Source organism: Trichocoleus desertorum AS-A10, assembly GCF_039962155.1.
Taxonomy (GTDB): domain Bacteria; phylum Cyanobacteriota; class Cyanobacteriia; order FACHB-46; family FACHB-46; genus Trichocoleus.
Genome location: NZ_JAMPKN010000018.1, coordinates 32441 through 54192, shown reverse-complemented (window position 1 = coordinate 54192; position 21752 = coordinate 32441). Strand labels below are relative to the sequence as shown.

Below are 21752 nucleotides of genomic sequence, written 5' to 3'. Positions count from 1 at the left end.
AATTACAACGAGTGGCATTAACGACGATGAGCTAAGACAAAGCGATCGATTCCTGCCAAGTCAGCATGAACTTGAATGCGATCGTAGTCGCGTTGCTTCTTTAATAATTCCACGACTTGCTCTGCCTGTCCTGCCATCATCTCGATTAGCCAAATTCCACCTGACTTGAGATACAAGGGGGCTATGGCGACCAGATGGCGAATGCAGTCTAATCCATCTTCCCCGCCGTCTAAAGCCAAATGCGGTTCATGCCAAGCCACTTCTGGTTGCAGACTAGACACCATCGCACTAGGAATATAGGGAGGGTTTGACACCATACCCCGCAACTGACCTTCTAAGCCAGCCAGAGGTTGGAACCAAGCACCTTGGCGAAACTGCACGCGATCGCCTAAGCCTAAATCAGTTGCATTTTGTTGGGCCACAGCAATCGCGTCAGGGCTGCAATCTACGGCATAGACCGTTGCTTTTGGAAACGCGGTTGCTAGACCAATTGCGATCGCACCGCTACCTGTGCCTAAGTCGGCCCAAACCTCTGCTGCCGAACTGCCAAGCTCAGGGCTAGAGGACTGGGATGCAACAACTGCTAAGTCAATGATTAGTTCTGTCTCTGGCCGTGGAATTAGAACCGCTGGAGACACTGTTAAATTGAACTGTCGCCAAGGTGCTGTTCCAGCCAAATATTGAACTGGAACGCGAGCCTCAATCCGCTTCTGCCACAGTTCTGTGAGTTCTGGTAAAGATAGCCGCAATTGAACTTGTGGCCAATGCTTGAAAGACTCTAGACGCAAGGTTAAGCGATCTAACCCAGCCAACTCTTGCAGCAGCCAGTCTACTTCGGCAGACGAAATTGCCGCAGCGGTAGCTGCGGCACAAGCTTCATCCCGCCATTGCCAAAGCTCCTGCCCTGAAACCGCCCAAGTCTTGGGGGAATACATGCTTGTCACGGAACAATTACAATCGAGGGAAGGGTGTTGAGATTGAGACGTTACTTAGCTTTGGGCCTAGCTTGACCCTGGGCTGGCTGGAGCGATCGCAGAAATTCAATCGATTCTTGCGGTGCCACAATGGCGATTTCTTCCAGTTCCTTGTTATTGCTATCTGTCAGAGTCTGGATCACACCTTCAAGGTTAACCACCTGAATATCCACGCTGGATGCTAGGTCAGGCTGCTGCTGCTTGAGGCGCTGCACCATATTTTGCAATTCCTCTTTTTTAAGGAACAGAGGAATAATCTGTTGATTACCCCGCTTCACAGTCAAATACCCTTTGTTTTTCCCGCCTCTGGCAATAAAGACAGGCACGCCATTAAAGCGCTCCACGTTTTGGCCGCTCTGCTTCAAGAGGGCCACAGCTGAGGCAACTTGCTGTTGAGTAGGTACAAAGGCAAAGTTGAGGCCATTGGGTTTATTTTTGTTGGCTAGACCCAATTCATAAACTTCTGCCAACGAAACGGGCATCACCTTCACATTCTTGGCTAGCTCAGGATTCTTGCTTTTCAGTCGGTCTAAAAAAGCTTGAGCATCTTGCTGGCTAACAAAAACCCCTGCCACAGGCGCATTCTTTTGACCATTCGCAGCATTGGGGGGAGAAGCAACTAGTGGTGCTCCCTGAGCGTCAGCGATCGTGAACATGGGCACTGCACTAAGTTTTTTCAAAACTTGGTCTTTAGGCAGTGCTAGGGCTTGCATATTTCCTGCAATAGAGGGGCCCAGTAATGCACCTCCAACTAGACTCAGGATTGCACTCCAACGGACAAAAGACTTCATTAGTTGCTCCTGGAAAAAGATTGTAAAGGAGTTAATATTTACGCTTTTAAGTAGCGTTTGCGAGTGAGAAATCGAGATGCGGCTGATAGTTTGCTTATTTGCCAATTGTCATGAATTAGTTTGCTAGCTGTTTGCTAATTATGCAATTGCAAGTTCACTGAATTTGGGGTGTCTTTTATCACTGGCACCACCCAAATTTCAAGCTGGAGATCGGGCAAAGTTATCGTTTCTCAGTTAGCTTCACAGATTAGTTCTACACTAACTCACTCCATGAGAAGAAATGGTTTAACCGGAAGCATTGATGAATGATCCGCGTGGTCCTAATGTCATTTACAGGTGACTTCGCCTTAGAGAAAATGGTTCCAGGGGAAGTAAGGAAACGGCTCTATCGATTCAATAAGCCTTTTTCTTGGTATGAGCCAGCAGACTTGTAGGATACTAACACAAACTGAGTTAGGTCTTTGCCTTGGTTAAACGCCTAACTTAGGTTCGTCAGTGTGATGTTTAATTAGTGCACACTTAGTTAAATACCTAACTTTCGTTTAGTACTACTGTGCTGTTTGAATTGTAACTGTAGTTAGCAACTAAATTTTACCGACACAAACCTCAGATTAACCCTATGAATTTTATCTGGTTAAGCTTTGAGTGCTCCTATCGCAAGAAGTCTAAAGTTAAGCGGGTCGCAGATGAGATACGACATGGGGCTGTAAGCAGAATTGTACAAGCCCAATTTGCGATCGCTCTATTGCTGACTTTATCAAGTTGTCAGCTCTCTACTCAATCCAGCAACGGTCTAAAGCTGGGTACATTGTTACCAATTACAGGGGACTTGGCCCAGTATGGTTCACCTATGCAAGACAGTGCTCAGTTGCTGGTGAAGACGGTCAATAACTGTGGTGGAGTCTTAGGCCAGCCAGTAGAGCTGATCTCAGAAGATGACCAAACTGAACCTGCGGCTGGTGCTTCAGCCATGACTAAATTGGCCGAAGTCGATCGAGTGGCTGGTGTCGTGGGAGGCGCATCAAGTGCCGTTTCGAGTGCAGCAGTCGATATTGCTGTTCGTAATCAAGTGACACAAATCTCGCCTGCTAGCACAAGTCCTGTTTTCACGGAACGAGCTAAAAACGGTGACTTTCAGGGGTTTTGGTTCCGCACCGCCCCACCCGACACCTTTCAGGGGCAAGCTTTAGCAAAATTGGCGAAAGATCAAGGCTTTCAAACAGTGGCAATTTTGGCCATTAATAACGACTACGGCAATGGCTTGGTGGCATCCTTCATTCCAGCTTTTGAGGCGTTGGGCGGCAAAGTAGTCTCAGGCCAACCCACGCGCTATCCGCCTGATGCCGCCACCTTCGAGTCGGAAGTGGGCGCTGCATTTAGTAGTAATCCAGATGCAGTCTTGTTGATTACTTATCCAGAGACAGGCAGCCTCATCTTGAAATCCGCTTATCAGCAGGGGTTGTTGAACAAGAAGACGAAAGTGCTGGCGACCGATGGCCTGAAAGATCCCGCGATCGCTAACCTAGCTGGCAAAAATCAGGCAGGCAAATTTATTGCCAGTGGATTGATTGGCACCGCAGCCAGTGCCGGAGGACCTGCGATCGCGGCGTTTCGTCAGCTTTACGACGCTGAGTACAAGCGCCAGCCTAGTGTGTACGATCCCAATACCTGGGATGCCACAGCTTTAATGGTTTTAGCCGCCGAATCCGCTAAAGCAGCCACAGGTCCTGCCGTTAAAGACAAGATTCGAGAAGTGGCAAGCGCACCGGGGCAAGAAGTCACCGATATTTGCCAAGCCTTAGACCTCGTCCGCCAAGGGAAAGATGTGAACTACCAAGGTGCTAGTGGCACACTAGAACTTGACGCCCAAGGCGATGTTGTCGGTACTTACGATATCTGGACCATTCAAGAAAACGGCGAGTTAGCAGTTAAAGGTCAGCTCAGCGTTGGCGGCTCATAAAATGCCAAAAGCTCAGAGCCTGAAAGTTCTGAGCTTAAGTAAAAATTTGTTTGAATCGGGATGACAGGATTCGAACCTGCGACATCCTGCTCCCAAAGCAGGCGCGCTACCAAGCTGCGCTACATCCCGTTAACGTCACTTAGCTAGTATACCCTACTCTCAAGCATCCGTGAGTAAAAAAAATTAGCTTTGCGATAACAAACCTAGAAGCAAGGTTAAGGACTGCTTCAGAGTTGGGGAATACCGCTTAGAGAAAGTGCGAGGTGCTAACTTCGGTTAGTCGGGATACCAGAACATGCCCTTAATGCCTTCTGGGTCAGCCATGAAGCCCAAGTTCTGATAAAAGTTCACTACTTGAGGATCAGCGAATAGGGTAATGTTGCTGATATCTTCACTCCGCAATTTCTTGATCACGTGTTTCATCAGCGCCTTCCCGAATCCTTTACCCTGGAAGTCTGGATGAACCACAACGTCCCAAAGCGTGGCGTTAAAGGCATGATCAGAGGTGGCTCGGGCAAAGCCAATCAGGCGTCGCTGTACACCTCGCTGCTCCCACATAGTAACGACGAGAAAGCTGTGCTGGATTGCTTTCTTGACCTTGCGTAGAGGTCGCCGCGACCAACCCACCGCATCGCACAGTTCCTCTAGTTCGTAGAGGTCAATGTCTCGATCGGTACTGAAGAAAATGCGAGAACTACTGCGGCTTCGTGCCGCTGAGCTACTTAAGCTAGGATCGCGTGGTGCCTCAGTGGGTAGGCTGTTTTCATCCTCAGCAATATATCCCTCAACAGCAGTGGGCTTAGAGCTGGGGGTAGTGTCAGAACCACTAAATAAACTTTTCCAGAAACCCATGTAGGCGTGGTTAAGGTAAGTAGGAGTTAGAAGACAGTACTAGCTAGTATATCTTCCGAACTTGATTCTCATCGTTGCACTTATTCATCAGATTGATCGAGTTATTGGGAAAATCATCTGAGGAAATAAAATTTGAACAATGAAAATTTGTGAGAAATTGACCTAAGGTTGAGTTTTGCACCTTGGCGATCGCTCTCTCGTCCAGGCTTCCGTTGTAGCAAGTGAGTTGTACTCCCCGTTATGGCCTCGGGTTTGAAATCGTCCACACTAGAACTGCTGAAGCGCTTCAACCGAGCGTTTCCCCAATTCTATGAGCAATTTGTCAGTAGCGAGATTCAGTTACAAAACCTGAGGCTGGCTTACCAGCTTTATAAAACCAAGCAAGCGGTGATTGAACTGAAACCGGAAGGTAGTAAGAGCGCGCTACATTTTGCCTACCGTAATCAGTCTTTTTTGCTCAGCGATATTTTTGGGGTTTTGGCAGCTTACGGGCTAACTATTCATAGCCTCAGCTTGTATGGGCAGATTTATCCACCCATGCTGGTTTTCATCAAGCTGGTTGTATCACGAGGCGGCAAGACTTTAACCGAGAAAACTGCGGAGAATGTCTGTCGGGCAGTGCGAGAGGCATTGGCAGGACGATTTGAAGTGGAAGAAATGCTGGCAGTAGAGTTTAATCTAGACGCTGGCTTAGAGCAGGTAGAAACGGAGTTTTATGTAGACCCAGTGTTTCACCTGCCAGCCTTGCTAATTGAGGCTGACAACCAACCTGGCCTGTTTTACAAAGTCATGTACGCCATTTGGCAAGAAGATTTGCTAGTGGTCAATGCCAATCTTTTGGTCTGGCGAGGCCGAACCCGGTTAATTTTGTACTTGCTCGGCCCTAACGAGAATTTGATTCCAGAGTATCTTGGTCAGAAAATTGCTGAGGGAGTCCGACAGCGGTTGTTAGGACGACGACACTAAACTCAGCTTAGAAAGCGGCTCGATGCCCAAGACCTGTGCTGTAAGGTCGGCTGCAATGTCGGCTGAGGCCCCTAGGGTGTTTCGGTTGAACTTCGGGCTAGGATAAAAGTATGACCAGCATTAACGTCCTAGGAGTTCCGCACGCTTACGATTTGACGGCGGCTACTGCATCTCCCTCTGTCCTTGTTTTTATTCATGGTTGGCTCTTGAGCCGTCGATATTGGCAACCGTTGATTGAGCGCTTGTCACCAGATTATCAGTGCTTGTCTTACGATTTGCGTGGGTTTGGCGAGTCGCAATGTTCTAGCTCCTATCACCAGCGCAGTTTGTCTAGTGCGACTGCGGAGTTGAGGGATAGCGCGATCGCCTCACCCAAAGCTTCAAAATATACACCCGCTGCCTACGCTCAAGATCTAGCCGTTTTATTAAAACAGCTGAATATTTCTAACGCTTGGTTGGTGGGTCATTCCCTGGGTGGCAGTATTGCGCTCTGGGCAGGCCATCAGTTACCCGACGCTGTCAAGGGCGTAATTTGCCTGAATGCAGGAGGTGGCATTTACCTCAAAGAGGAGTTTGAGCGATTTCGCTCGGCAGGAGCCAAGATTTTAAGATTTCGGCCTCGCTGGTTTGCACAACTGCCATTGATTGATTTGCTGTTTAGTCGTGCCACTGTTGCTCGTCCGATTGAGCGGGTTTGGGGACGACAGCGCGTGATTGATTTTGTCGTGGCCAATCCCCAAGCCGCTTTAGGAGCCTTGCTGGATTCAACCACCGAAGCAGAAGTGCACCATCTCCCTCATGTGGTCTCCCGTTTGCAGCAACCCGTGTATTTTATGGCTGGGGCGGAAGATACGGTGATGGAACCTAAGTATGTGCGGCACTTAGCCAGTTTTCACCCAACTTTTCGAGTCTGTGGTGATAACGTGATTGAGATTTCCAATTGTGGGCATATGGCGATGGTGGAGCAGCCTGATACGGTAGTAACTCAACTACGGGCGATCGTGGCTCGGCACGAAGTTCAAGAGCAAGTAACGCCACGCTGAGTGGTTAGGTATTAGAGAATTGCGGCAGGGTATTGATAGAGCTGCATGACGTTGGCGATCGCTAACCGAGACTGTGCCCCCAACGTGAGGGGTGAAGTATGACCATGATTAAGATGATCAGCAGCAGCACACCCAATCATGGCCGCATTATCGGTGCAAAACTTCAGAGGGGGAAAGAGCACCCGGAAATTATGAGTTTGCGCAGCGGCTTGTAAGTGACGGCGTAGGCTGCTGTTGGCGGCAACTCCTCCTCCAATTGCGATCGTGGTGAGACCGTAATCGTGGGCACAGGCAATCGCCCGCCGAGTCAGCGATCGCGCCACCGTTTCTTGGAAGCTGGCAGCAAGGTCGGCAACGGGCAGAGGTTGGTTGCTTTCTTGTTGAAGCTTTTGGGTTAAGCGCAGCACCGCAGTTTTTAGGCCGCTGAAGCTGGAATCATAGGGATGATGACCCCCTTCGGGCCGTGAAACATTGCCTTCAGGCAAGGGAAAGGCTTGAGGATTGCCTTGAGTGGCAAGGCGATCGATCGCTGGACCACCGGGATAGCCCAAGTTGAGCAAGCGAGCCACTTTGTCAAAGGCTTCTCCTGCGGCATCATCACGAGTTTGGCCTAAAGTTTCGTAGTAGCCACAAGCTTTGACGTAAATCAGACTGGTATGCCCACCCGAAACCAGCAAACAGAGAAAAGGTGGCTCTAGGGTCGGCTCGGTGAGGTAAGAAGCGTAAATATGGCCTTCTAGGTGATGAATGCCAATAAAGGGCTTTTGATGCACTAGGGCCAAGGTTTTAGCGGCTGTGAGACCGACGAGCAGGGCACCCACCAGCCCAGGGGCACAAGTAGCGGCAATGCCATCAATGGCAGACCAATCTAGTGACGCTTCCTGAAAGGCTTGAGCGATCGCTAGATTAATCATTTCTACATGATGACGGGAGGCAACTTCTGGTACAACGCCGCCATATTGTTGATGAATATCAATCTGAGAAGAAACAATACTACTTAAAACTTGACGATTTTTAACAATCGCGACCGCTGTTTCATCACAACTTGTTTCAAGTGCTAAAACCGTTGCCATTCGCTGGTAATTTTTTGAATGAATGAGCTACTTCTAGTAACTTAAAACTTTACTGGGTCTACTCGGAAGAGTATGATTGCTTCCAAGTTCAGCAAACTTTCCTGTACAAATAGCGTAATCTTTTTGTACAACAAACTTTGAGTTTTGTAACAAAAGGAAATGATTCCATGCAACGACTGTTTGCTTTAGTTCTCATTGTTTGCCTCTGGCTAGGCATGGCCCCCCCTGCCTCAGCAGATGTAGCTGGGTTAGTTCCCTGCGGTGAGACTCCTGCTTTTCAGCAACGTCTAAATAACACTGTGAGAAGCCAAGAGGCTCGCTTACAAAAATATGATCCCAACAGCGATTCTGCTGCAATTATCAAAGGCAGAATTGATCGGGCTCGGGAACGGTTTGCACGCTATGAAGGGATGCTTTGCGGCCCTGAAGGTCTGCCCCGTTTGATCACCGATGGTCGCCCTAGCCACTGGGGTGATTTCCAATATCCTGGGCTGCTTTTCTTGTATCTAGCTGGCTGGTTAGGTTGGTCTGGCCGTAGCTATATCAGGACTGTGAAAAAGAGCGAATATCCAGAATACAGCGAAATTCAAATCAATGTACCTCTGGCGATTCAATGCTTTATTGGTGGGTTGCTGTGGCCTTTGGCAGCAATAAAAGAATTGATTAGCGGAGAGCTAGTTGAAAAAGAGGAAAACATCCCTGTTTCTCCTCGCTAAAACAGTCCTCTAAACTCCATTGCAAGAGTTTAGGTGATTCTCTCTTCGCTTTCATTTTCGTAATTTCTCCTTTAGCTTGTTCTTAGGAGTTTGGTATGAATGATTTTGTCAAGTATCTGTCTAATGCTCCTGTGTTAGCAGTGTTGTTCGTGAGTGGTGCCCTGACAGCGTTTATTCTGATCAATAAAACGTTTCCAGACGGTCTTTTTCTGTCTCCTTAGGCTGCACTAAGAATTTCTTTTTCCTAGAATTCTTGTTTTGCTAAAGTTAGGCAGCCTTGGTTCTAGAAAGATCAAGGTTTTTAACTTGAGAAACTCGCGATCGCCCTTTTGAAGTCGCGAGTTTCCTAGCCGAACCAAGGGTGACCGAAGTGTAAAATTAATTTTTTTAAAGTGCACTTTGGTCCCAGGGGTGAGAATAAATTTCTCACCTAAAATAGGGCTACAACGTTATTAACTAAAAGAGCAATATGGTACCCGTAGACGCGATAGATAGATCAAAAGATCGCTTAGGCGATCCGAGAAACCGGGAAGTCGTCCGTCCAGCAGGCGGCGACCCTCAAACTGGTAATTTGGAAACCCCAATTAACGCCTCAGGTTTCACAGAAGCTTTCATTAATAACCTACCTGCTTATCGCCGTGGTCTTTCTCCATTACGGCGTGGTCTAGAAGTAGGGATGGCTCATGGTTACTGGCTCATTGGCCCCTTTGCCAAGCTAGGCCCCTTGAGAGATACAGATGTGGCAAACTTAGCTGGTTTGCTGTCCACAGTGGGCTTAGTTGTTATTTCAACTATTGCCCTGTCCTTGTACGCAAACAGCTGCCCTCCTGATCCAACCAAAACCATTACTACTCCAAATCCTCCAGCGGCTTTGACTACCGCAGAAGGATGGAATGAGTATGCTAGTGGCTTCCTGATTGGTGGAATTGGCGGAGCAGCTTTTGCTTACGCCTTACTCGCCAATATCCAGCTGCTACAAAATCTGTTCTAGTAATTCTTGACCAGAATCTAGAATTATTCCTAAGGCAGTCAATCGTTCACTTTTAGTCTCTAAAGTTGCCAGCTTGATAATTTACTTCACTGGTACCTTTAGTAGGAATAGAAGTGTGATTGACTGCCTTAATTTATGGCTTTAACTGCAAGCTGGGCGCTATAGCAGTGAACGGGGGCAAGCAAAGCCGCCTCAATCTCAGTTAAAGCTTTTTCAAAATCGTCGTTGATGATTTGAATATCGAATTCGCTGGCGGCATCGATTTCAGCTCGTGCCCTCTGCAACCGTCGAGCGATCGCGTCTTCCGAGTCTTGTCCGCGATTACGAATGCGAAACTCTAGTTCATTCAAAGAAGGTGGCAGGATAAAGATGCGAAAGGCGGTTGGAAAGGTTTGCCGAACTTGTCTAGCTCCTTCCAGCTCGATTTCTAAAATCACGCACTTGCCTTGCTGAACTTGTTGCTCTACAGCTAGGCGGGGCGTGCCATAATAATTTCCTGCAAACTCTGCCCACTCTAGAAGTTCACCACCAGCGACCATGCGCTCAAATTCGGTGCGGCTGACAAAGTAGTAATGCTGCCCATCCACTTCGCCAGGGCGGGGAGCACGAGTCGTGACTGAAATAGAAACATAAAGATCTGGATGGCGTTGTAGAAGCGATCGCAGTAAGGTGCCTTTTCCAACTCCACTCGGCCCAGTCAATACAACCAACTTGCCTGCTTGCATGCTCCTACTACCCGTTCGACTTACATTGCTTAAACCTCTTAGGGTAGCACTATCCGTAGGCGATCGATTCAACGGTTTGAGCCGCAGGGATTAGGATTGTAGCCGGAGCTTGACATGCTTGCTATTCGTCGTTGCCCGCTCCGTCTTTACTGACAATGAAGCGGTTGGCAACAGTCTCAGGCTGAATGGCAGAAAGGATAATATGGCCTGAATCGGTGATGATGACCGCTCTGGTGCGCCGCCCATAGGTTGCGTCAATCAGTTGCCCCCGGTCTCTAGCATCCGTAATGATTCGTTTGATGGGTGCGGACTCTGGGCTGACAATGGCAACCACTCGGTTGGCAGACACAATATTGCCAAAACCGATATTGATCAGCTTAATATCCATACTGAACGGCGGCTTGACCGCGTGAGGGGTTCATAAGTATTTAATTTCAATGGTATCCACAAAAATTTGGACTAACAAGGCTAAAATTCGCAGCATAACAGAGTTTTTTAGCTTGCTATGAAGCTTTCTATCTTTGGGTATAGATCTGACTCACTAATCCCTTAGCTCGGTGATCGATCCGGTGCAATTAGCGTTAGACTGGGCAGCGATCCTGTGACTTGTATGATTTTTCACTTTGCAACCTGTTGACTTTACTACGCTAACTGCTGCCTGCTGTGAACTTCGAGCTGATTGGCTGCCATCCCGACTGGAGCAGGTTTATCAGCGCGATCGCTTTACCCTTGCCATTGCCTTGCGAACTCTGAATCAACGAGCTTGGCTGACTATTTCCTGGCACCCGCAAGCCGCTCGGCTTTGTATTGGCGATCCACCGCCCCGTACCCCTGACACATTTACTTTTAGCCAACAACTGCAACATCAACTAGGAGGCTTGGCTCTGGTTGCCATTGAGGCGATCGCCCCTTGGGAGCGGGCTTTGGATTTGCAGTTTGCTCGACGACCTGGAGACCCTCCGTTGTGGCACTTGTATGTCGAAATCATGGGCAAGTACAGCAATGTGATTTTGGCGAACCAGGAGAACTTGATTGTCACAGCGGCTCATCAAGTTAGTGCCCAGCAATCTAGCGTTCGCCCGATTCTGACCGGACAACCTTATGAGTTACCGCCTGCTCTTACCGATCCCGCTCCCAGTTTAAGTGAGTCTTATGAGCGCTGGCGAGAACGGATTAGCCTAGTGCCTGGGGCTTTACGCCGTACCTTAATCAAGAATTATCGTGGCTTAAGCTCAGCCTTAGTGTTGTCAATGTTGCAGGCCATCGAACTTGACCCAGAGCAATCAACAGAGGAGCTAAGCGAGTCGGAGTGGCAGCGGTTGTTTACAGCTTGGCAAACTTGGTTGCGATCGCTAGAAAGTTGTGAACTGAATCCAGGCTGGACTCAGCAAGGGTATACCGTTTTGGGCTGGGGCAAGACGCAAGTGGTAGAGAGCGTACAAATCTTGCTCAACCAGTACTACACCGCACAACTCAATCGTCAAGAATTTGTCCAGCTCCACCATCAGTTGACCCAAAAAGTCAATAATGTTTTGGCGAAAGTGCGCCTCAAGGCTGACTTGTTTCGGCAGCGCTTAGCCCAATCGGACCAAGCCGACCAATACCGGGAGCAAGCAGACTTGTTGATGGCCCATTTGCAAGAATGGCAACCCGGAATGAAGGTCATGACGCTGGCGGATTTCCATACCGAGCAACCTGTCGCGATCGCCCTCGATCCGGAGAAAAACGCGGTACAGAATGCTCAGTCTCTCTACAAAAAACACCAGAAACTCAAGCGAGCCCGTCTGGCAGTAGAGCCATTGCTGGCCGAGGTACAAGTGGAAGTAGATTATTTAGAGCAAGTGGAAGCAGCCTTATTGCAAATGGCTAGCTACCAAACACCCGCAGACCTAATCGCTTTAGAAGAAATTCGCGATGAGCTGATTCAGCAACAATACTTGGAGTCGCTGGAGTATCGCAGCCGCCCGGAGAGCAAAGCTAGTACAGAATTTTACCGCTTTCAAACGCCCAGCGGGTTTGAGCTGCTGATCGGTCGCAACAATCGCCAAAACGATCAGTTAACCTTCCGACTCGCGGGCGATTATGACCTGTGGTTTCACACCCAAGAAATTCCCGGCAGCCATGTCCTCTTGCGTCTAGATCCAGGAAAAGTGCCAGAAAAATCAGACCTGGAATTTACGGCTGACTTAGCTGCCTATTACAGTCGTGCCCGTCAGAGTGAGCAAGTTCCTGTGGTCTACACCGAGCCAAAACATGTCTATAAGCCCAAGGGGGCAAAGCCAGGAATGGCGATTTATAAGCAAGAGCAAGTAATTTGGGGGCAGCCTCAGCGAGCCTGCCTTTATTTATCTGCGTCGAACGAATTAACCAGGCAATGAATGGTAATATATCATCCTGCTTTAGCGCACGAATGATGCAGATGCTCAAAAACTGCTGTAAACATTCATGACGAAAAGTTTGTGTATCTTGTTACAATACTTTCGGAGTAGGGAACAATAACCCTATACCCGCTGCAAGTGTGGGAACGCGCAGCTTGGGTTCCTCCAAAGTGAGAAGACAACGTCATTAAAAATTAATAGTAGCCAGCTATGGGAGCTGGCTTTTTTTGTGCCTAATGTTGGCGGATTTGGTGCCGTACAGGTTAATAGTTTCTGTAGAACTTAAGTTACAGCAGGGATGTATGAAGCGCCACTAGAATCTACATCAAATTCAGCAATTGGACCCTATCCAGGATCATCAGGAAATTTGCCGCCTCATGGCAGGCTACGAATTTCCGTGGGATATTAATCGAGCTCTAGAAATTGCGCTGTTTCGGACGTTTTGTGTCCCAAGTATTTCAGCCCTGCTCGACAAAACTGGAGAGTTTCATCAGCGCCCGCAAAAACGTTATGACGATACAGCTCTAACTGTGGCTGAAATTTTGAAATGGGGGTATGACAGCGATCGCGGACAAGAAGTCATTCGCCGGATGAATCACATGCATAGGCGCTTTCAGATCAGCAATGCCGATTTCTTGTATGTGCTTTCTACATTCATCTATGAGCCTGTGCGTTGGCTCGATCGCTTTGGCTGGCGACCTATGTCTGAGAACGAACGCTTGGCTTCCTTCTATTTCTGGCAGGCCGTGGGTCAGCGAATGCAGATTCAAAATATTCCTGACACCTACGAAGCCTTTGAGCGTTACAACGTTGAATATGAGCAACAGCACTTCCGTTATGCCCAAACGAATCGTTTGGTGGGTGACTCCACGCAAAACTTGATGCTGAGTTAGTTTCCATGCTGGTTGCGCCCTTTAGTTAGGCCAATCGTCCACAGCTTCCTAGATGACCGGATGCTAGAAGCTTGTGGCTTTACAACTCCACCAGCCTTGCTGCGACAAGCGCTCGCCTACAGCTTGAGATTGAGAGGCCGATTTCTCCGCTGGTTGCCACCCCGGAAACAACCAAAGTTCTATACTGACGCTCACCATCACAGCTATCCCAAGGTTACCAGCTCACGCACCTTGGCCCACCGCAGATGCTAGAGTCCCTCAATCACGATACGAAGCCTGAGTAGGCTGGTTGGCATAAGTCTCAATGAGCCAAGTTGAGCGATCGCCCTTAGCTTCTCGCAGCTTGAAAGGCAGGAGCGGCTTGCGTGATGGGCGGAATCCCAGCTAAATCGAGAATTTGGGGAATTAAGTCTTCTCGGCGCACAGCCATCATATGTACGCCCTGGCAAAGTTCTTTTGCTAACTTGACTTGCTCAGCCGCGATCGTAATGCCTTCTTGTAGGGGATCAGCGGCTCGCTCTAGACGCTGAATGATCTCATCTGGGATGGAAACGCCTGGTACATTGCGGTTAATGAATTGAGCGTTTTTAGCTGACTTAAGCAGAAAAATTCCTGCTAAAACGGGCTTATTGCTACCTGCCGCGATCTGAGTCATGAATTTTTCCAACCGATCAAAGTCGCAGATTAGTTGACTCTGGAAAAATTGGGCTCCAGCCACTAATTTGCGTTCAAAGCGACTTTGTAAGCCTGACCAGCTATTGAGCTGAGGGTCAACCGCTGCACCCACTAGCAAATCGGTGGGGCCATCAGGCATGAGTTTGTCATTGGCATCAAAGCCTTGATTTAGCTTAGAGATCAGTTGCAGCAAGCGTACTGCCTCCAAGTCAAACACCGCCCGTGCTTCTGGGTGGTCGCCTGCTTTCACTGGATCTCCAGTCAAAGCCAAAATATTGCGAACGCCAAGGGCATGAGCTCCCATCAAATCACCTTGTAAACCAATGCGGTTGCGATCGCGGCAAGCCACCTGACAAATTGGCTCAATGCCGTGCTGAAGCAGAATAATGGACGCTGCCAAGGAACTCATACGAAGCACAGCCCGACTGCCATCGGTAATGTTGACGGCATGGACTCGATCTTTGAGCAGTAGGGCCATTTGCAGCATGTGAGCCGCATTGCCACCTTTGGGCGGGGCCACTTCAGCGGTCACTAAAAATTCACCTGACTGAAGCGCATTGCGGAAGCAAGAAGGAGATAGAAACAGGGATGACTGGAGTGCTGCTAAATTGTTCTGACCGTTATCCATCACTTAATTAACCTCACTATCGTCACTTCATCTGGCATTCCGTCTTCCTGTTGAGCAATGAGCTGTGGAGTATCCGTTTTATAAGGGCAAGGCATAGCCCAAGGCTGATTTCGCCTGGTTCAGAGTTTGGTTGGCGATCGCGGCAGCGGCTTCCTGGCCTTGGCGCAGCACCGATTCCAAATAGCCCTTGTCCGCCATGATGTCGCTGTATTTGTCTTGGATAGGCTTGAGAGCGCTGATCGTAGTTTCAGTCAATAAAGGCTTGAACTGGCCCCAACCCATATCCTGACACTCTGCCGCTACCTCAGCCTTAGTTTTGCCTGACAACAGCATATAGAGCGTCAGCAAGTTGTTGCACTCAGGCCGTTCTGGGTTGTCAAACTCCAACCCTCTGACAGGGTCAGTTTTGCAGCGCTTAATCTTGTTTTGGATCTGCTCAGGCGCATCTAAAACATTGATCCGACTCAAGTCTGAAGGATCAGATTTAGACATTTTGCGAGTGCCATCGGTCAAGCTCATGACTCGCGCACCTGCCGCCCGAATCAATGGTTCTGGTAGCTTAAAGGTTGAAGATTTGTCTTTACAAAACTGATGGTTAAACCGTGCAGCAATATCGCGAGTTAGCTCTAAGTGCTGCTTTTGGTCTTCTCCCACTGGAACCTTGTCAGCTTGGTAGAGCAAAATATCGGCAGCCATCAGCACGGGGTAGTCAAGCAAACCCACGTTGACATTCTCGCCTTGCCGCACCGCTTTTTCCTTGAACTGAATCATGTCTTCGAGCCAGTTCAGCGGGGTGATGCAGTTCAGCAACCAGGTTAATTCGCTGTGAGCGGGGACGTGGGACTGCACAAAGATGTGGGCGTGCTGCAAATCAATGCCACAAGCTAAATAAATCGCTGCGATCGCGTAGGTGTCAGCCGCTAGCGTGGCTGGATTGTGGGGTGCAGTAATGGCATGGAGATCGACGACACAGAAAAAATTTTCGTATTGGCTTTGGCCTTCCACCCAATTGCGAATGGCTCCCAAGTAGTTACCTAAGTGGAGATTGCCCGTTGGTTGAATGCCAGAAAGAACCCGCTGCTTAGCCATAATTTTCAAATGATCACATGCCAAAGCTGTCCTAGAGCGCAAGCAAGGCCCAATTGCTGCTGTTAGTCACAGTTGCCTATGTCAAAAGCAGGGACAGTCTAAAACCAGAGTAAAGCTTTACGATGCAAAGATTAACTTTTCTTTATATAAAATCAAAGACGATTACAAAGCCTGGGTTCTGAAATTATCAAAGTTATTTATCTCTAAGCCTTTTCAGTCTTTCCCAATTATGGCGCAGTCTGATCAGAACCCGGCGGGCCAACTCAAGGCTTGCCTGTCTCTTTCCTACGGCCTCCCCAATAAGCACAGTAGAGAACAGTAGCAGCAGGTTGTACAGTCTATTCATGCTTTTTACCCGCTCATCATGCTCCTAGACTGTCTACCTTGGCTTCAGGTTGACCAGTTTGCGGTCACGCAACCCCAACAACTCTTTGACCTCCTACAATTTCCCTTCATGCAACGGGCGATCGCAGGTGGGATTCTCATGGGTGTGTTGGGTGGGCTACTGGGTTGCTTTGTCACACTGCGGCAGTTGTCATTCTTTAGTCATGCAGTCGGCCATGCGGCCTTAGTTGGAGTCGCTCTAGGCGTTTTGCTCCAGCTCAATCCCACCTGGATGCTGCTCCCTTTTACCTTGCTGTTTGGTCTAGCAGTGCTCTACCTGATTGACCAAACCGATTTGTGGAGTGACAACATCCTCAGCATTGTGCTCTCAGGCGCTTTAGCGATCGGGGTGATTTTGACTAGCTTTATTCAAGGCTACCGAGGCAACTTAATGGGGGTGTTGTTTGGTGACATCTTAGCCATCAACCGTACTGACCTACTGCTGACGCTGTTGTTGTTGATTGTCAGTGCTGTTTTTTTACTATCGACGCTACGACAACAAATTTTGCTAACTCTGAATCAAGCAGTGGCGCAAGTGCAAGGGATTCCAGTCCAACTGCATCGCTATTTGTTTGTAGTCTTGCTGTCTTTGGCAGTTGCCGTTTCCATCAAAGCGATCGGGATTTTGCTAGTGAATGCTTTTTTGGTTATTCCAGCCTCAACTGCCAAACTGCTGAGTCAAAGGTTCACTCGGTTCTTGCTGCTATCGGTAGCGATCGGGGCACTGAGCAGCATTTTGGGCATGTTGGTGTCTGGAGCACTGAATTTTGCTTCTGGCCCTAGTATTGTGTTAGTTCAGTTTGTGCTCTTTCTGCTTGTACTGAGCTTGACCAAGCTGAAAGCATTGCCAACCTAAGTCGTAGCGTTTTCTAGCCTAAGGATTATGCAGCAATTTCCTGATTGTGATCTGAGGAATCGTAAAGATCTAAAAGTGTTTGAGATTTAGCGAGATCGAATTTCTTTCAGCCTCAAAGGCTTGATGAGCGGGGTGCATGTTTTACTTCTCCCCGCATTTTGACTAAAGAAGAGTTGGGGTTGGAAAATAATTCATATTTTCATCAACTTTTTATCCCAGAGTGTGACAAACTCGGCGATAACATCCTTAAGCACCTCAATCTCCCTAATCTCTAAACTGACTGTGCAATTAAAGTATGCGCTGGTTCATGAATGGTTGACGCCAAAAGCAACAGGTGGCTCGGAACTAGTCGTGCAGGAGATTTTGCAGCATATTGATGCAGATCCCTACGCCCTAATTGATTTCGAATCCACAAATCCAGAGAGCTATTTGTTTAAGCGTCAGATTGGCACGACTTTTTTGCAGTATTTTCCAGGTGCTCGCGGGGGTGTGCAGAAATATTTGCCCTTGTTGCCTTTGGCGATCGAACAACTAGATTTACGCCCGTATGATGTGATTCTTTCTTCTTCCCACGCGGTGGCTAAAGGAGTCCTGACTGGCCCCCATCAGTTGCACATTTGTTACTGCCATACTCCTATGCGCTATGCCTGGGATTTAACCTTTGACTACTTACGCAGCAGTGCCTTGGGGCGTGGGGTCCTAGGCTGGGCAACACGTTGGCTGCTGCACTATCTGCGACAATGGGATGTCTTATCTGCGAATCGGGTAGATTATTTCATCGCCAATTCGCAAAATACAGCCCGTCGCATTTGGCGCTACTATCGGCGACCCGCCACGGTAATTTATCCGCCGGTCCATACGGAGCGATTTCCTTTTCAAGCTCAGAAGCAAGATTTTTACCTCACAGTTTCTCGCTTGGTGAGCTACAAAAAAACTTCGCTGATTGTGCGTGCTTTTAACCAGTCAGGGCGATCGCTGGTGGTGATTGGCAGCGGTCCAGAACTGCAAGAGCTACGCAAAATCGCTAAACCCAATATCCAAATACTGGGATGGCAACCAGATGCCGTAGTGGCAAAATATATGGCTGAAGCGAAGGCGTTTGTTTACGCGGCCCATGAAGATTTTGGTATCGCTCCCGTAGAAGCTCAAGCCTGTGGTACTCCTGTGATTGCTTATGGAGCAGGAGGAGCTTTAGAAACGGTGCGAGATGTGCGTCAGTACTCGGATACTGCCACAGGAGTTTTGTTCTCAACTCAATCGGAGGTGGCTTTAATTGAAGCAGTGGAGTATTTTGAAACTCATGCCCAAGCGTTTAATCCTGAGGTGGTGCGATCGCATGCCCTAACCTTTGACGCTAAAGCGTTTGCGCGACAATATCTCAGTTTTGTGGAACACTGCTGCCAAGAATTTAGGTCTAGCGATCCCAGGGAAGTACTGGCTTTTAGGCCTAAATTGCCGTAGAAGCTGTTTCTGGCTTTATGATCAGGACTGTGTGTGGTGTGAGTTTGTGAGTTGAAGGAGTACAATGACTGCCGAAAGTCAACTTATCTCCGGCAAGACAATTCGGGCTATTTTCAAGCGGGGCTTGCCGCCAGTCACGTTAGTTAGTCTAGACGGAGAGTTTTCCAAGCGGTTGTTTGATATTGGATTTTCGCTTGCGGTTTTGATTTTGTTCTCTCCGGTTTATTTGCTCCTGGTCCTGTTGATTGCCTTTAGCTCTCCAGGGCCGATTTTTTATGTGCAAGAACGGATTGGCAAAAATCGTCAACCTTTTGGTTGCATCAAATTCAGAACGATGGTCGAAAACGCTGACGAAGTACTACTTAAGTTGTTGGAAACCTCCCCTGATGCCCGGCAAGAATTTGAAGAAAACTTCAAACTGAAATACGATCCTCGGATTACCTGGATTGGTCGGTTCTTGCGAGTCACCAGCTTAGATGAGTTTCCCCAATTTTGGAATGTGCTTAAAGGTGACATGAGCGTCGTAGGTCCTCGGCCTCTTGTAGAGGAAGAATTGCCAAGGTACGGCAGATATATGGACCGGATTTTGACGATTCAACCTGGAATCACAGGCTTGTGGCAAGTTTCTGGACGCAATGATATTCCTTACCATCGGCGGGTCTTAATGGACCTTTACTACGTTAATTGCCGCAGTTTTTCGATGGACCTATGGTTAATTGTTAAAACAATCGGCGTTGTGGTCTTTCCCAGTAAAAATGGTGCTTATTGAAGCTTCTCTCTCACTTAGAGAGGGGAAACTTCATTTGTTTTTGTGTTCAATTATACGGTATTGGCTGATTAGCGTCTTCTGGAAGCGCTAGCTGCAATCTTTGACAAAAATATACAGAGGCTACCAATTCTTTGCAGACACTACATAGTTTTTTGATGTTTTGTTGAGAGTTTCAGGCTAACGTATGGATTGACTCTTAACACCAGCAGTATCTATTGTGCAGCAGGGTGACAGGCAAGCAACCTCAAGAGATGGCTTACCATTGATGACAAAGTACTTTCCTGAGCACTGTTTCACAAAAATGGGATGTATAGAGGTGTAGCGGCTAGGCACAAGCTTGAAATTGCATCTGTCTGCTCCAGACTCTCAGGGGAATTGCTTGGAGTTGTGACTAGCTTAAACCGCTAAAACTTATTTTTCCCCAGCCCCCATGTCAGCCACAGAAGGAACTTTTCAAATGACCCAACGGAAGCGAGCGCTAATCACAGGTATTACAGGTCAAGATGGCTCTTACCTCAGCGAATTGCTGTTAGAAAAGGGTTATGAAGTTCATGGCATTATCCGACGAACTTCAACTTTTAATACAGACCGCATTGACCACGTATACGAAGACCCTCATAAAGAGGGAGCGCGTTTGTTTCTGCACTACGGCGACTTAACGGATGGGACAACGTTGCGCCGCATTTTAGAAGAAGTGCAGCCGCAAGAAATTTATAACTTGGGGGCTCAGTCGCATGTGCGAGTCAGTTTTGACTCACCTGAGTACACCGCAGATGCAGTAGGGATGGGCACACTCAGACTGCTGGAAGCTATCCGTGACTACCAACATCGAACTGGCTTAGAAGTGCGGTTTTACCAGGCAGGTTCCTCAGAGATGTTTGGCAAGGTCCAGGAAGTACCTCAAACCGAAACCACACCCTTCTATCCTCGTAGTCCCTATGCCTGCGCTAAGGTCTATGCTCATTGGCAGACTGTAAACTACCGTGAATCTTACGGCATGTTTGCGTCCAACGGGATTTTGTTCAACCATGAGTCTCCGCGTCGGGGTGAAACCTTCGTCACTCGCAAAATTACCCGAGCGATCGCGCGAATTGTGGCAGGCAAGCAGAAGAAGATCTACTTGGGCAACTTAGATTCCAAGCGGGACTGGGGATACGCCAAAGATTATGTGCGGGCAATGTGGTTGATGCTGCAACAAGATCAACCCGATGACTATGTAGTGGCAACGGGTGAAACGCACTCAATCAGTGAGTTTCTAGATTTGTCCTTTAAGTGTGTCAACCTGGATTGGAACGACTACGTTGAGTTTGACGAGCGTTACCTACGTCCCGCAGAAGTTGATCTGCTGATTGGAGATCCTGCTAAAGCCAAGCAGAAACTGGGTTGGGAACCCTCTGTGACTTTTGAGCAGCTTGTCGCCATCATGGTGGAAGCTGATTTGCAAGCCTTGGGACTTACTATGGAAAATGGTAGAGGTGCGTCTTTGGAACACGCTACCATTCGCCACGAAGTCAGCAATGTAATGAGCTAATCTCTGAGCATTTCTGATTTATTTCAACAGAGATAAAAAAGCCATGACAACGCTGGATCTCAGAGATAAACGGATTTTGGTGACGGGAGGTGCTGGCTTCCTGGGGCGTCAAGTGATCGACCAGCTCCAACGGGCAGGTGCTGATTCCCAAAAGATTACGGTAGTGCGATCGCGGGATTACGACCTACGTTTCTTCGATCACTGCCAACGCGCGGTTGATCAGCAAGATGTGGTGCTCCACTTAGCAGCGCATGTGGGTGGTATTGGACTGAACCGAGAAAAACCCGCTGAACTCTTCTACGACAACTTAATGATGGGTACGCAGTTGATTCATGCGGCCTATCAAGCGGGGGTCCAGAAGTTTGTTTGCGTGGGTACCATTTGTGCCTACCCTAAGTTCACCCCGGTTCCGTTTAAGGAAGAAAATCTTTGGGATGGCTACCCTGAGGAGACTAATGCCCCTTATGGTGTGGCTAAGAAAGCTCTGTTGGTCCAGCTGCAATCTTATCGCCAGCAATATGGCTTCAATGGCATCTACTTGTTGCCAGTGAACTTGTATGGGCCTGAGGATAACTTTGATCCTCGCAGTTCCCACGTCATCCCAGCGTTGATTCGCAAGGTTTACGAAGCTCAGCAACGGGGAGACCAGCAACTCCCTGTCTGGGGTGATGGCAGTCCGACTCGTGAGTTTCTCTATTCTGAGGATGCAGCTCGTGGCATTGTGATGGGCACCCAGTCCTACAACGATTCTGAGCCTGTGAATCTGGGGACTGGCTACGAAATCACAATTCACGATCTGGTAACTCTGATTTGTGAGCTGATGGGCTTTGAAGGCGAGATTGTTTGGGAAACCGACAAACCTAATGGTCAGCCTCGTCGCTGCTTGGATACAGAACGAGCCAAGCAGTTTGGCTTTACGGCTCAAATGGAATTTAGGCAAGGGCTGAAAAACACGATCGAGTGGTACAAACAGCACGCTAGCTGAACAGGTTATAAA

At 48.4% G+C, this 21752-nt stretch carries 21 protein-coding genes and 1 tRNA gene; 13 read left to right on the top strand and 9 right to left on the bottom strand.

All coding sequences use genetic code 11. From position 1 onward, the window contains the following. Window positions 1–17: 17 nt before the first annotated feature. Together prmC and NDA01_RS20415 are read right to left on the bottom strand one after the other, a co-directional pair. A complete protein-coding gene (prmC, locus tag NDA01_RS20420; protein ID WP_348229403.1) occupies window positions 18–935 on the bottom strand; it encodes a peptide chain release factor N(5)-glutamine methyltransferase in 918 nt (305 codons plus the stop codon). A gap of 50 nt (window positions 936–985) precedes the next feature. Continuing rightward, window positions 986–1765: a Tic22 family protein gene (locus NDA01_RS20415; RefSeq protein WP_190562503.1), complete on the bottom strand. Its 780-nt coding sequence runs from the start codon at window positions 1763–1765 to the stop codon at window positions 986–988. 619 nt (window positions 1766–2384) lie between these two features. Here NDA01_RS20415 and NDA01_RS20410 point away from each other — a divergent pair. Continuing rightward, entirely contained in the window at window positions 2385–3725 is a 1341-nt protein-coding gene (locus tag NDA01_RS20410; protein ID WP_348229402.1) for an ABC transporter substrate-binding protein, read from the top strand. A gap of 55 nt (window positions 3726–3780) precedes the next feature. Here the strand turns inward: NDA01_RS20410 and NDA01_RS20405 are convergent. Then, window positions 3781–3854: transfer RNA gene (locus NDA01_RS20405), tRNA-Pro, on the bottom strand. 147 nt (window positions 3855–4001) lie between these two features. Further along, the gene (locus tag NDA01_RS20400) at window positions 4002–4577 is read right to left on the bottom strand and encodes a GNAT family N-acetyltransferase (protein WP_190437971.1); all 576 of its coding nucleotides are present in this window, start codon (window positions 4575–4577) and stop codon (window positions 4002–4004) included. 252 nt (window positions 4578–4829) lie between these two features. On the opposite strand from NDA01_RS20400, the gene NDA01_RS20395 reads away from it, so the two are divergent. Then, window positions 4830–5543 carry an ACT domain-containing protein gene (locus NDA01_RS20395; protein WP_242016986.1) on the top strand — a complete coding sequence of 238 codons (714 nt, stop codon included), beginning with the start codon at window positions 4830–4832 and terminating at the stop codon, window positions 5541–5543. 110 nt (window positions 5544–5653) lie between these two features. Beyond that, the gene (locus NDA01_RS20390) at window positions 5654–6586 is read left to right on the top strand and encodes an alpha/beta fold hydrolase (RefSeq protein WP_348229401.1); all 933 of its coding nucleotides are present in this window, start codon (window positions 5654–5656) and stop codon (window positions 6584–6586) included. A gap of 11 nt (window positions 6587–6597) precedes the next feature. Here the strand turns inward: NDA01_RS20390 and tsaD are convergent, their stop codons facing one another. Further along, window positions 6598–7659, bottom strand: a complete 1062-nt coding sequence (gene tsaD, locus NDA01_RS20385; RefSeq protein WP_348229400.1) for a tRNA (adenosine(37)-N6)-threonylcarbamoyltransferase complex transferase subunit TsaD — start codon at window positions 7657–7659, stop codon at window positions 6598–6600. A 167-nt stretch (window positions 7660–7826) separates the two neighbouring features. Between tsaD and NDA01_RS20380 the strand changes: the two genes are divergently transcribed. The 3 genes from NDA01_RS20380 (at window position 7827) to NDA01_RS20370 (ending at window position 9366) form a co-directional block, all read left to right on the top strand. Then, window positions 7827–8375, top strand: coding sequence for a Photosystem I reaction center subunit III (locus NDA01_RS20380; RefSeq protein WP_190437980.1), 549 nt, complete (start codon window positions 7827–7829; stop codon window positions 8373–8375). 95 nt (window positions 8376–8470) lie between these two features. Beyond that, window positions 8471–8596 (top strand): Photosystem I reaction center subunit IX, encoded by a 126-nt coding sequence (locus NDA01_RS20375; protein ID WP_190437982.1) that lies wholly within the window; start codon window positions 8471–8473, stop codon window positions 8594–8596. Window positions 8597–8844: 248 nt separating this feature from the next. Further along, on the top strand, window positions 8845–9366 hold the full coding sequence (locus NDA01_RS20370; protein ID WP_190437983.1) for a photosystem I reaction center subunit XI: 522 nt from the start codon (window positions 8845–8847) through the stop codon (window positions 9364–9366). Between the two features lie 128 nt (window positions 9367–9494). Here the strand turns inward: NDA01_RS20370 and gmk are convergent, their stop codons facing one another. Both gmk and remA read right to left on the bottom strand, forming a co-directional pair. Continuing rightward, the gene (gene gmk, locus NDA01_RS20365) at window positions 9495–10091 is read right to left on the bottom strand and encodes a guanylate kinase (RefSeq protein WP_348229399.1); all 597 of its coding nucleotides are present in this window, start codon (window positions 10089–10091) and stop codon (window positions 9495–9497) included. 121 nt (window positions 10092–10212) lie between these two features. After that, complete coding sequence (gene remA / locus NDA01_RS20360) at window positions 10213–10479, bottom strand: extracellular matrix/biofilm regulator RemA (RefSeq protein ID WP_190437987.1); 267 nt, start codon at window positions 10477–10479, stop codon at window positions 10213–10215. A 235-nt stretch (window positions 10480–10714) separates the two neighbouring features. On the opposite strand from remA, the gene NDA01_RS20355 reads away from it, so the two are divergent. Both NDA01_RS20355 and NDA01_RS20350 read left to right on the top strand, forming a co-directional pair. After that, window positions 10715–12469 (top strand): Rqc2 family fibronectin-binding protein, encoded by a 1755-nt coding sequence (locus NDA01_RS20355; protein WP_348229398.1) that lies wholly within the window; start codon window positions 10715–10717, stop codon window positions 12467–12469. A gap of 377 nt (window positions 12470–12846) precedes the next feature. After that, window positions 12847–13362, top strand: coding sequence for an oxygenase MpaB family protein (locus NDA01_RS20350; protein WP_348229397.1), 516 nt, complete (start codon window positions 12847–12849; stop codon window positions 13360–13362). Between the two features lie 328 nt (window positions 13363–13690). On the opposite strand, the gene NDA01_RS20345 is transcribed toward NDA01_RS20350, so the two are convergent. Further along, entirely contained in the window at window positions 13691–14665 is a 975-nt protein-coding gene (locus NDA01_RS20345) for a methylenetetrahydrofolate reductase (protein WP_348229396.1), read from the bottom strand. 78 nt (window positions 14666–14743) lie between these two features. Further along, window positions 14744–15754, bottom strand: a complete 1011-nt coding sequence (trpS, locus tag NDA01_RS20340; protein WP_348229395.1) for a tryptophan--tRNA ligase — start codon at window positions 15752–15754, stop codon at window positions 14744–14746. 364 nt (window positions 15755–16118) lie between these two features. On the opposite strand from trpS, the gene NDA01_RS20335 reads away from it, so the two are divergent. The 5 genes from NDA01_RS20335 (at window position 16119) to NDA01_RS20315 (ending at window position 21740) form a co-directional block, all read left to right on the top strand. After that, the gene (locus tag NDA01_RS20335; RefSeq protein ID WP_190555438.1) at window positions 16119–16994 is read left to right on the top strand and encodes a metal ABC transporter permease; all 876 of its coding nucleotides are present in this window, start codon (window positions 16119–16121) and stop codon (window positions 16992–16994) included. Window positions 16995–17276: 282 nt separating this feature from the next. After that, window positions 17277–18455, top strand: coding sequence for a glycosyltransferase (locus NDA01_RS20330; protein WP_348229394.1), 1179 nt, complete (start codon window positions 17277–17279; stop codon window positions 18453–18455). Window positions 18456–18519: 64 nt separating this feature from the next. Continuing rightward, entirely contained in the window at window positions 18520–19224 is a 705-nt protein-coding gene (locus NDA01_RS20325) for an undecaprenyl-phosphate galactose phosphotransferase family protein (RefSeq protein ID WP_190555281.1), read from the top strand. A gap of 430 nt (window positions 19225–19654) precedes the next feature. Next, the gene (gmd, locus tag NDA01_RS20320) at window positions 19655–20755 is read left to right on the top strand and encodes a GDP-mannose 4,6-dehydratase (protein WP_431193472.1); all 1101 of its coding nucleotides are present in this window, start codon (window positions 19655–19657) and stop codon (window positions 20753–20755) included. 43 nt (window positions 20756–20798) lie between these two features. Next, window positions 20799–21740: a GDP-L-fucose synthase family protein gene (locus NDA01_RS20315; protein WP_348229393.1), complete on the top strand. Its 942-nt coding sequence runs from the start codon at window positions 20799–20801 to the stop codon at window positions 21738–21740. The last annotated feature ends 12 nt before the right edge of the window (window positions 21741–21752 follow it).

What these genes read in the sequence shown, in the direction of transcription:
- remA (WP_190437987.1), bottom strand. Translation starts at nt 10,479, where the DNA reads ATGGATATTAAGCTGATCAATATCGGTTTTGGCAATATTGTGTCTGCC.
- NDA01_RS20315 (WP_348229393.1), top strand. Translation starts at nt 20,799, where the DNA reads ATGACAACGCTGGATCTCAGAGATAAACGGATTTTGGTGACGGGAGGT.
- NDA01_RS20380 (WP_190437980.1), top strand. Translation starts at nt 7,827, where the DNA reads ATGCAACGACTGTTTGCTTTAGTTCTCATTGTTTGCCTCTGGCTAGGC.
- NDA01_RS20410 (WP_348229402.1), top strand. Translation starts at nt 2,385, where the DNA reads ATGAATTTTATCTGGTTAAGCTTTGAGTGCTCCTATCGCAAGAAGTCT.
- NDA01_RS20335 (WP_190555438.1), top strand. Translation starts at nt 16,119, where the DNA reads ATGCTCCTAGACTGTCTACCTTGGCTTCAGGTTGACCAGTTTGCGGTC.
- NDA01_RS20350 (WP_348229397.1), top strand. Translation starts at nt 12,847, where the DNA reads ATGGCAGGCTACGAATTTCCGTGGGATATTAATCGAGCTCTAGAAATT.
- NDA01_RS20390 (WP_348229401.1), top strand. Translation starts at nt 5,654, where the DNA reads ATGACCAGCATTAACGTCCTAGGAGTTCCGCACGCTTACGATTTGACG.
- tsaD (WP_348229400.1), bottom strand. Translation starts at nt 7,659, where the DNA reads ATGGCAACGGTTTTAGCACTTGAAACAAGTTGTGATGAAACAGCGGTC.
- NDA01_RS20370 (WP_190437983.1), top strand. Translation starts at nt 8,845, where the DNA reads ATGGTACCCGTAGACGCGATAGATAGATCAAAAGATCGCTTAGGCGAT.
- gmk (WP_348229399.1), bottom strand. Translation starts at nt 10,091, where the DNA reads ATGCAAGCAGGCAAGTTGGTTGTATTGACTGGGCCGAGTGGAGTTGGA.
- NDA01_RS20345 (WP_348229396.1), bottom strand. Translation starts at nt 14,665, where the DNA reads ATGGATAACGGTCAGAACAATTTAGCAGCACTCCAGTCATCCCTGTTT.
- gmd (WP_431193472.1), top strand. Translation starts at nt 19,655, where the DNA reads ATGTCAGCCACAGAAGGAACTTTTCAAATGACCCAACGGAAGCGAGCG.
- NDA01_RS20325 (WP_190555281.1), top strand. Translation starts at nt 18,520, where the DNA reads ATGACTGCCGAAAGTCAACTTATCTCCGGCAAGACAATTCGGGCTATT.
- prmC (WP_348229403.1), bottom strand. Translation starts at nt 935, where the DNA reads ATGTATTCCCCCAAGACTTGGGCGGTTTCAGGGCAGGAGCTTTGGCAA.
- trpS (WP_348229395.1), bottom strand. Translation starts at nt 15,754, where the DNA reads ATGGCTAAGCAGCGGGTTCTTTCTGGCATTCAACCAACGGGCAATCTC.
- NDA01_RS20400 (WP_190437971.1), bottom strand. Translation starts at nt 4,577, where the DNA reads ATGGGTTTCTGGAAAAGTTTATTTAGTGGTTCTGACACTACCCCCAGC.
- NDA01_RS20375 (WP_190437982.1), top strand. Translation starts at nt 8,471, where the DNA reads ATGAATGATTTTGTCAAGTATCTGTCTAATGCTCCTGTGTTAGCAGTG.
- NDA01_RS20415 (WP_190562503.1), bottom strand. Translation starts at nt 1,765, where the DNA reads ATGAAGTCTTTTGTCCGTTGGAGTGCAATCCTGAGTCTAGTTGGAGGT.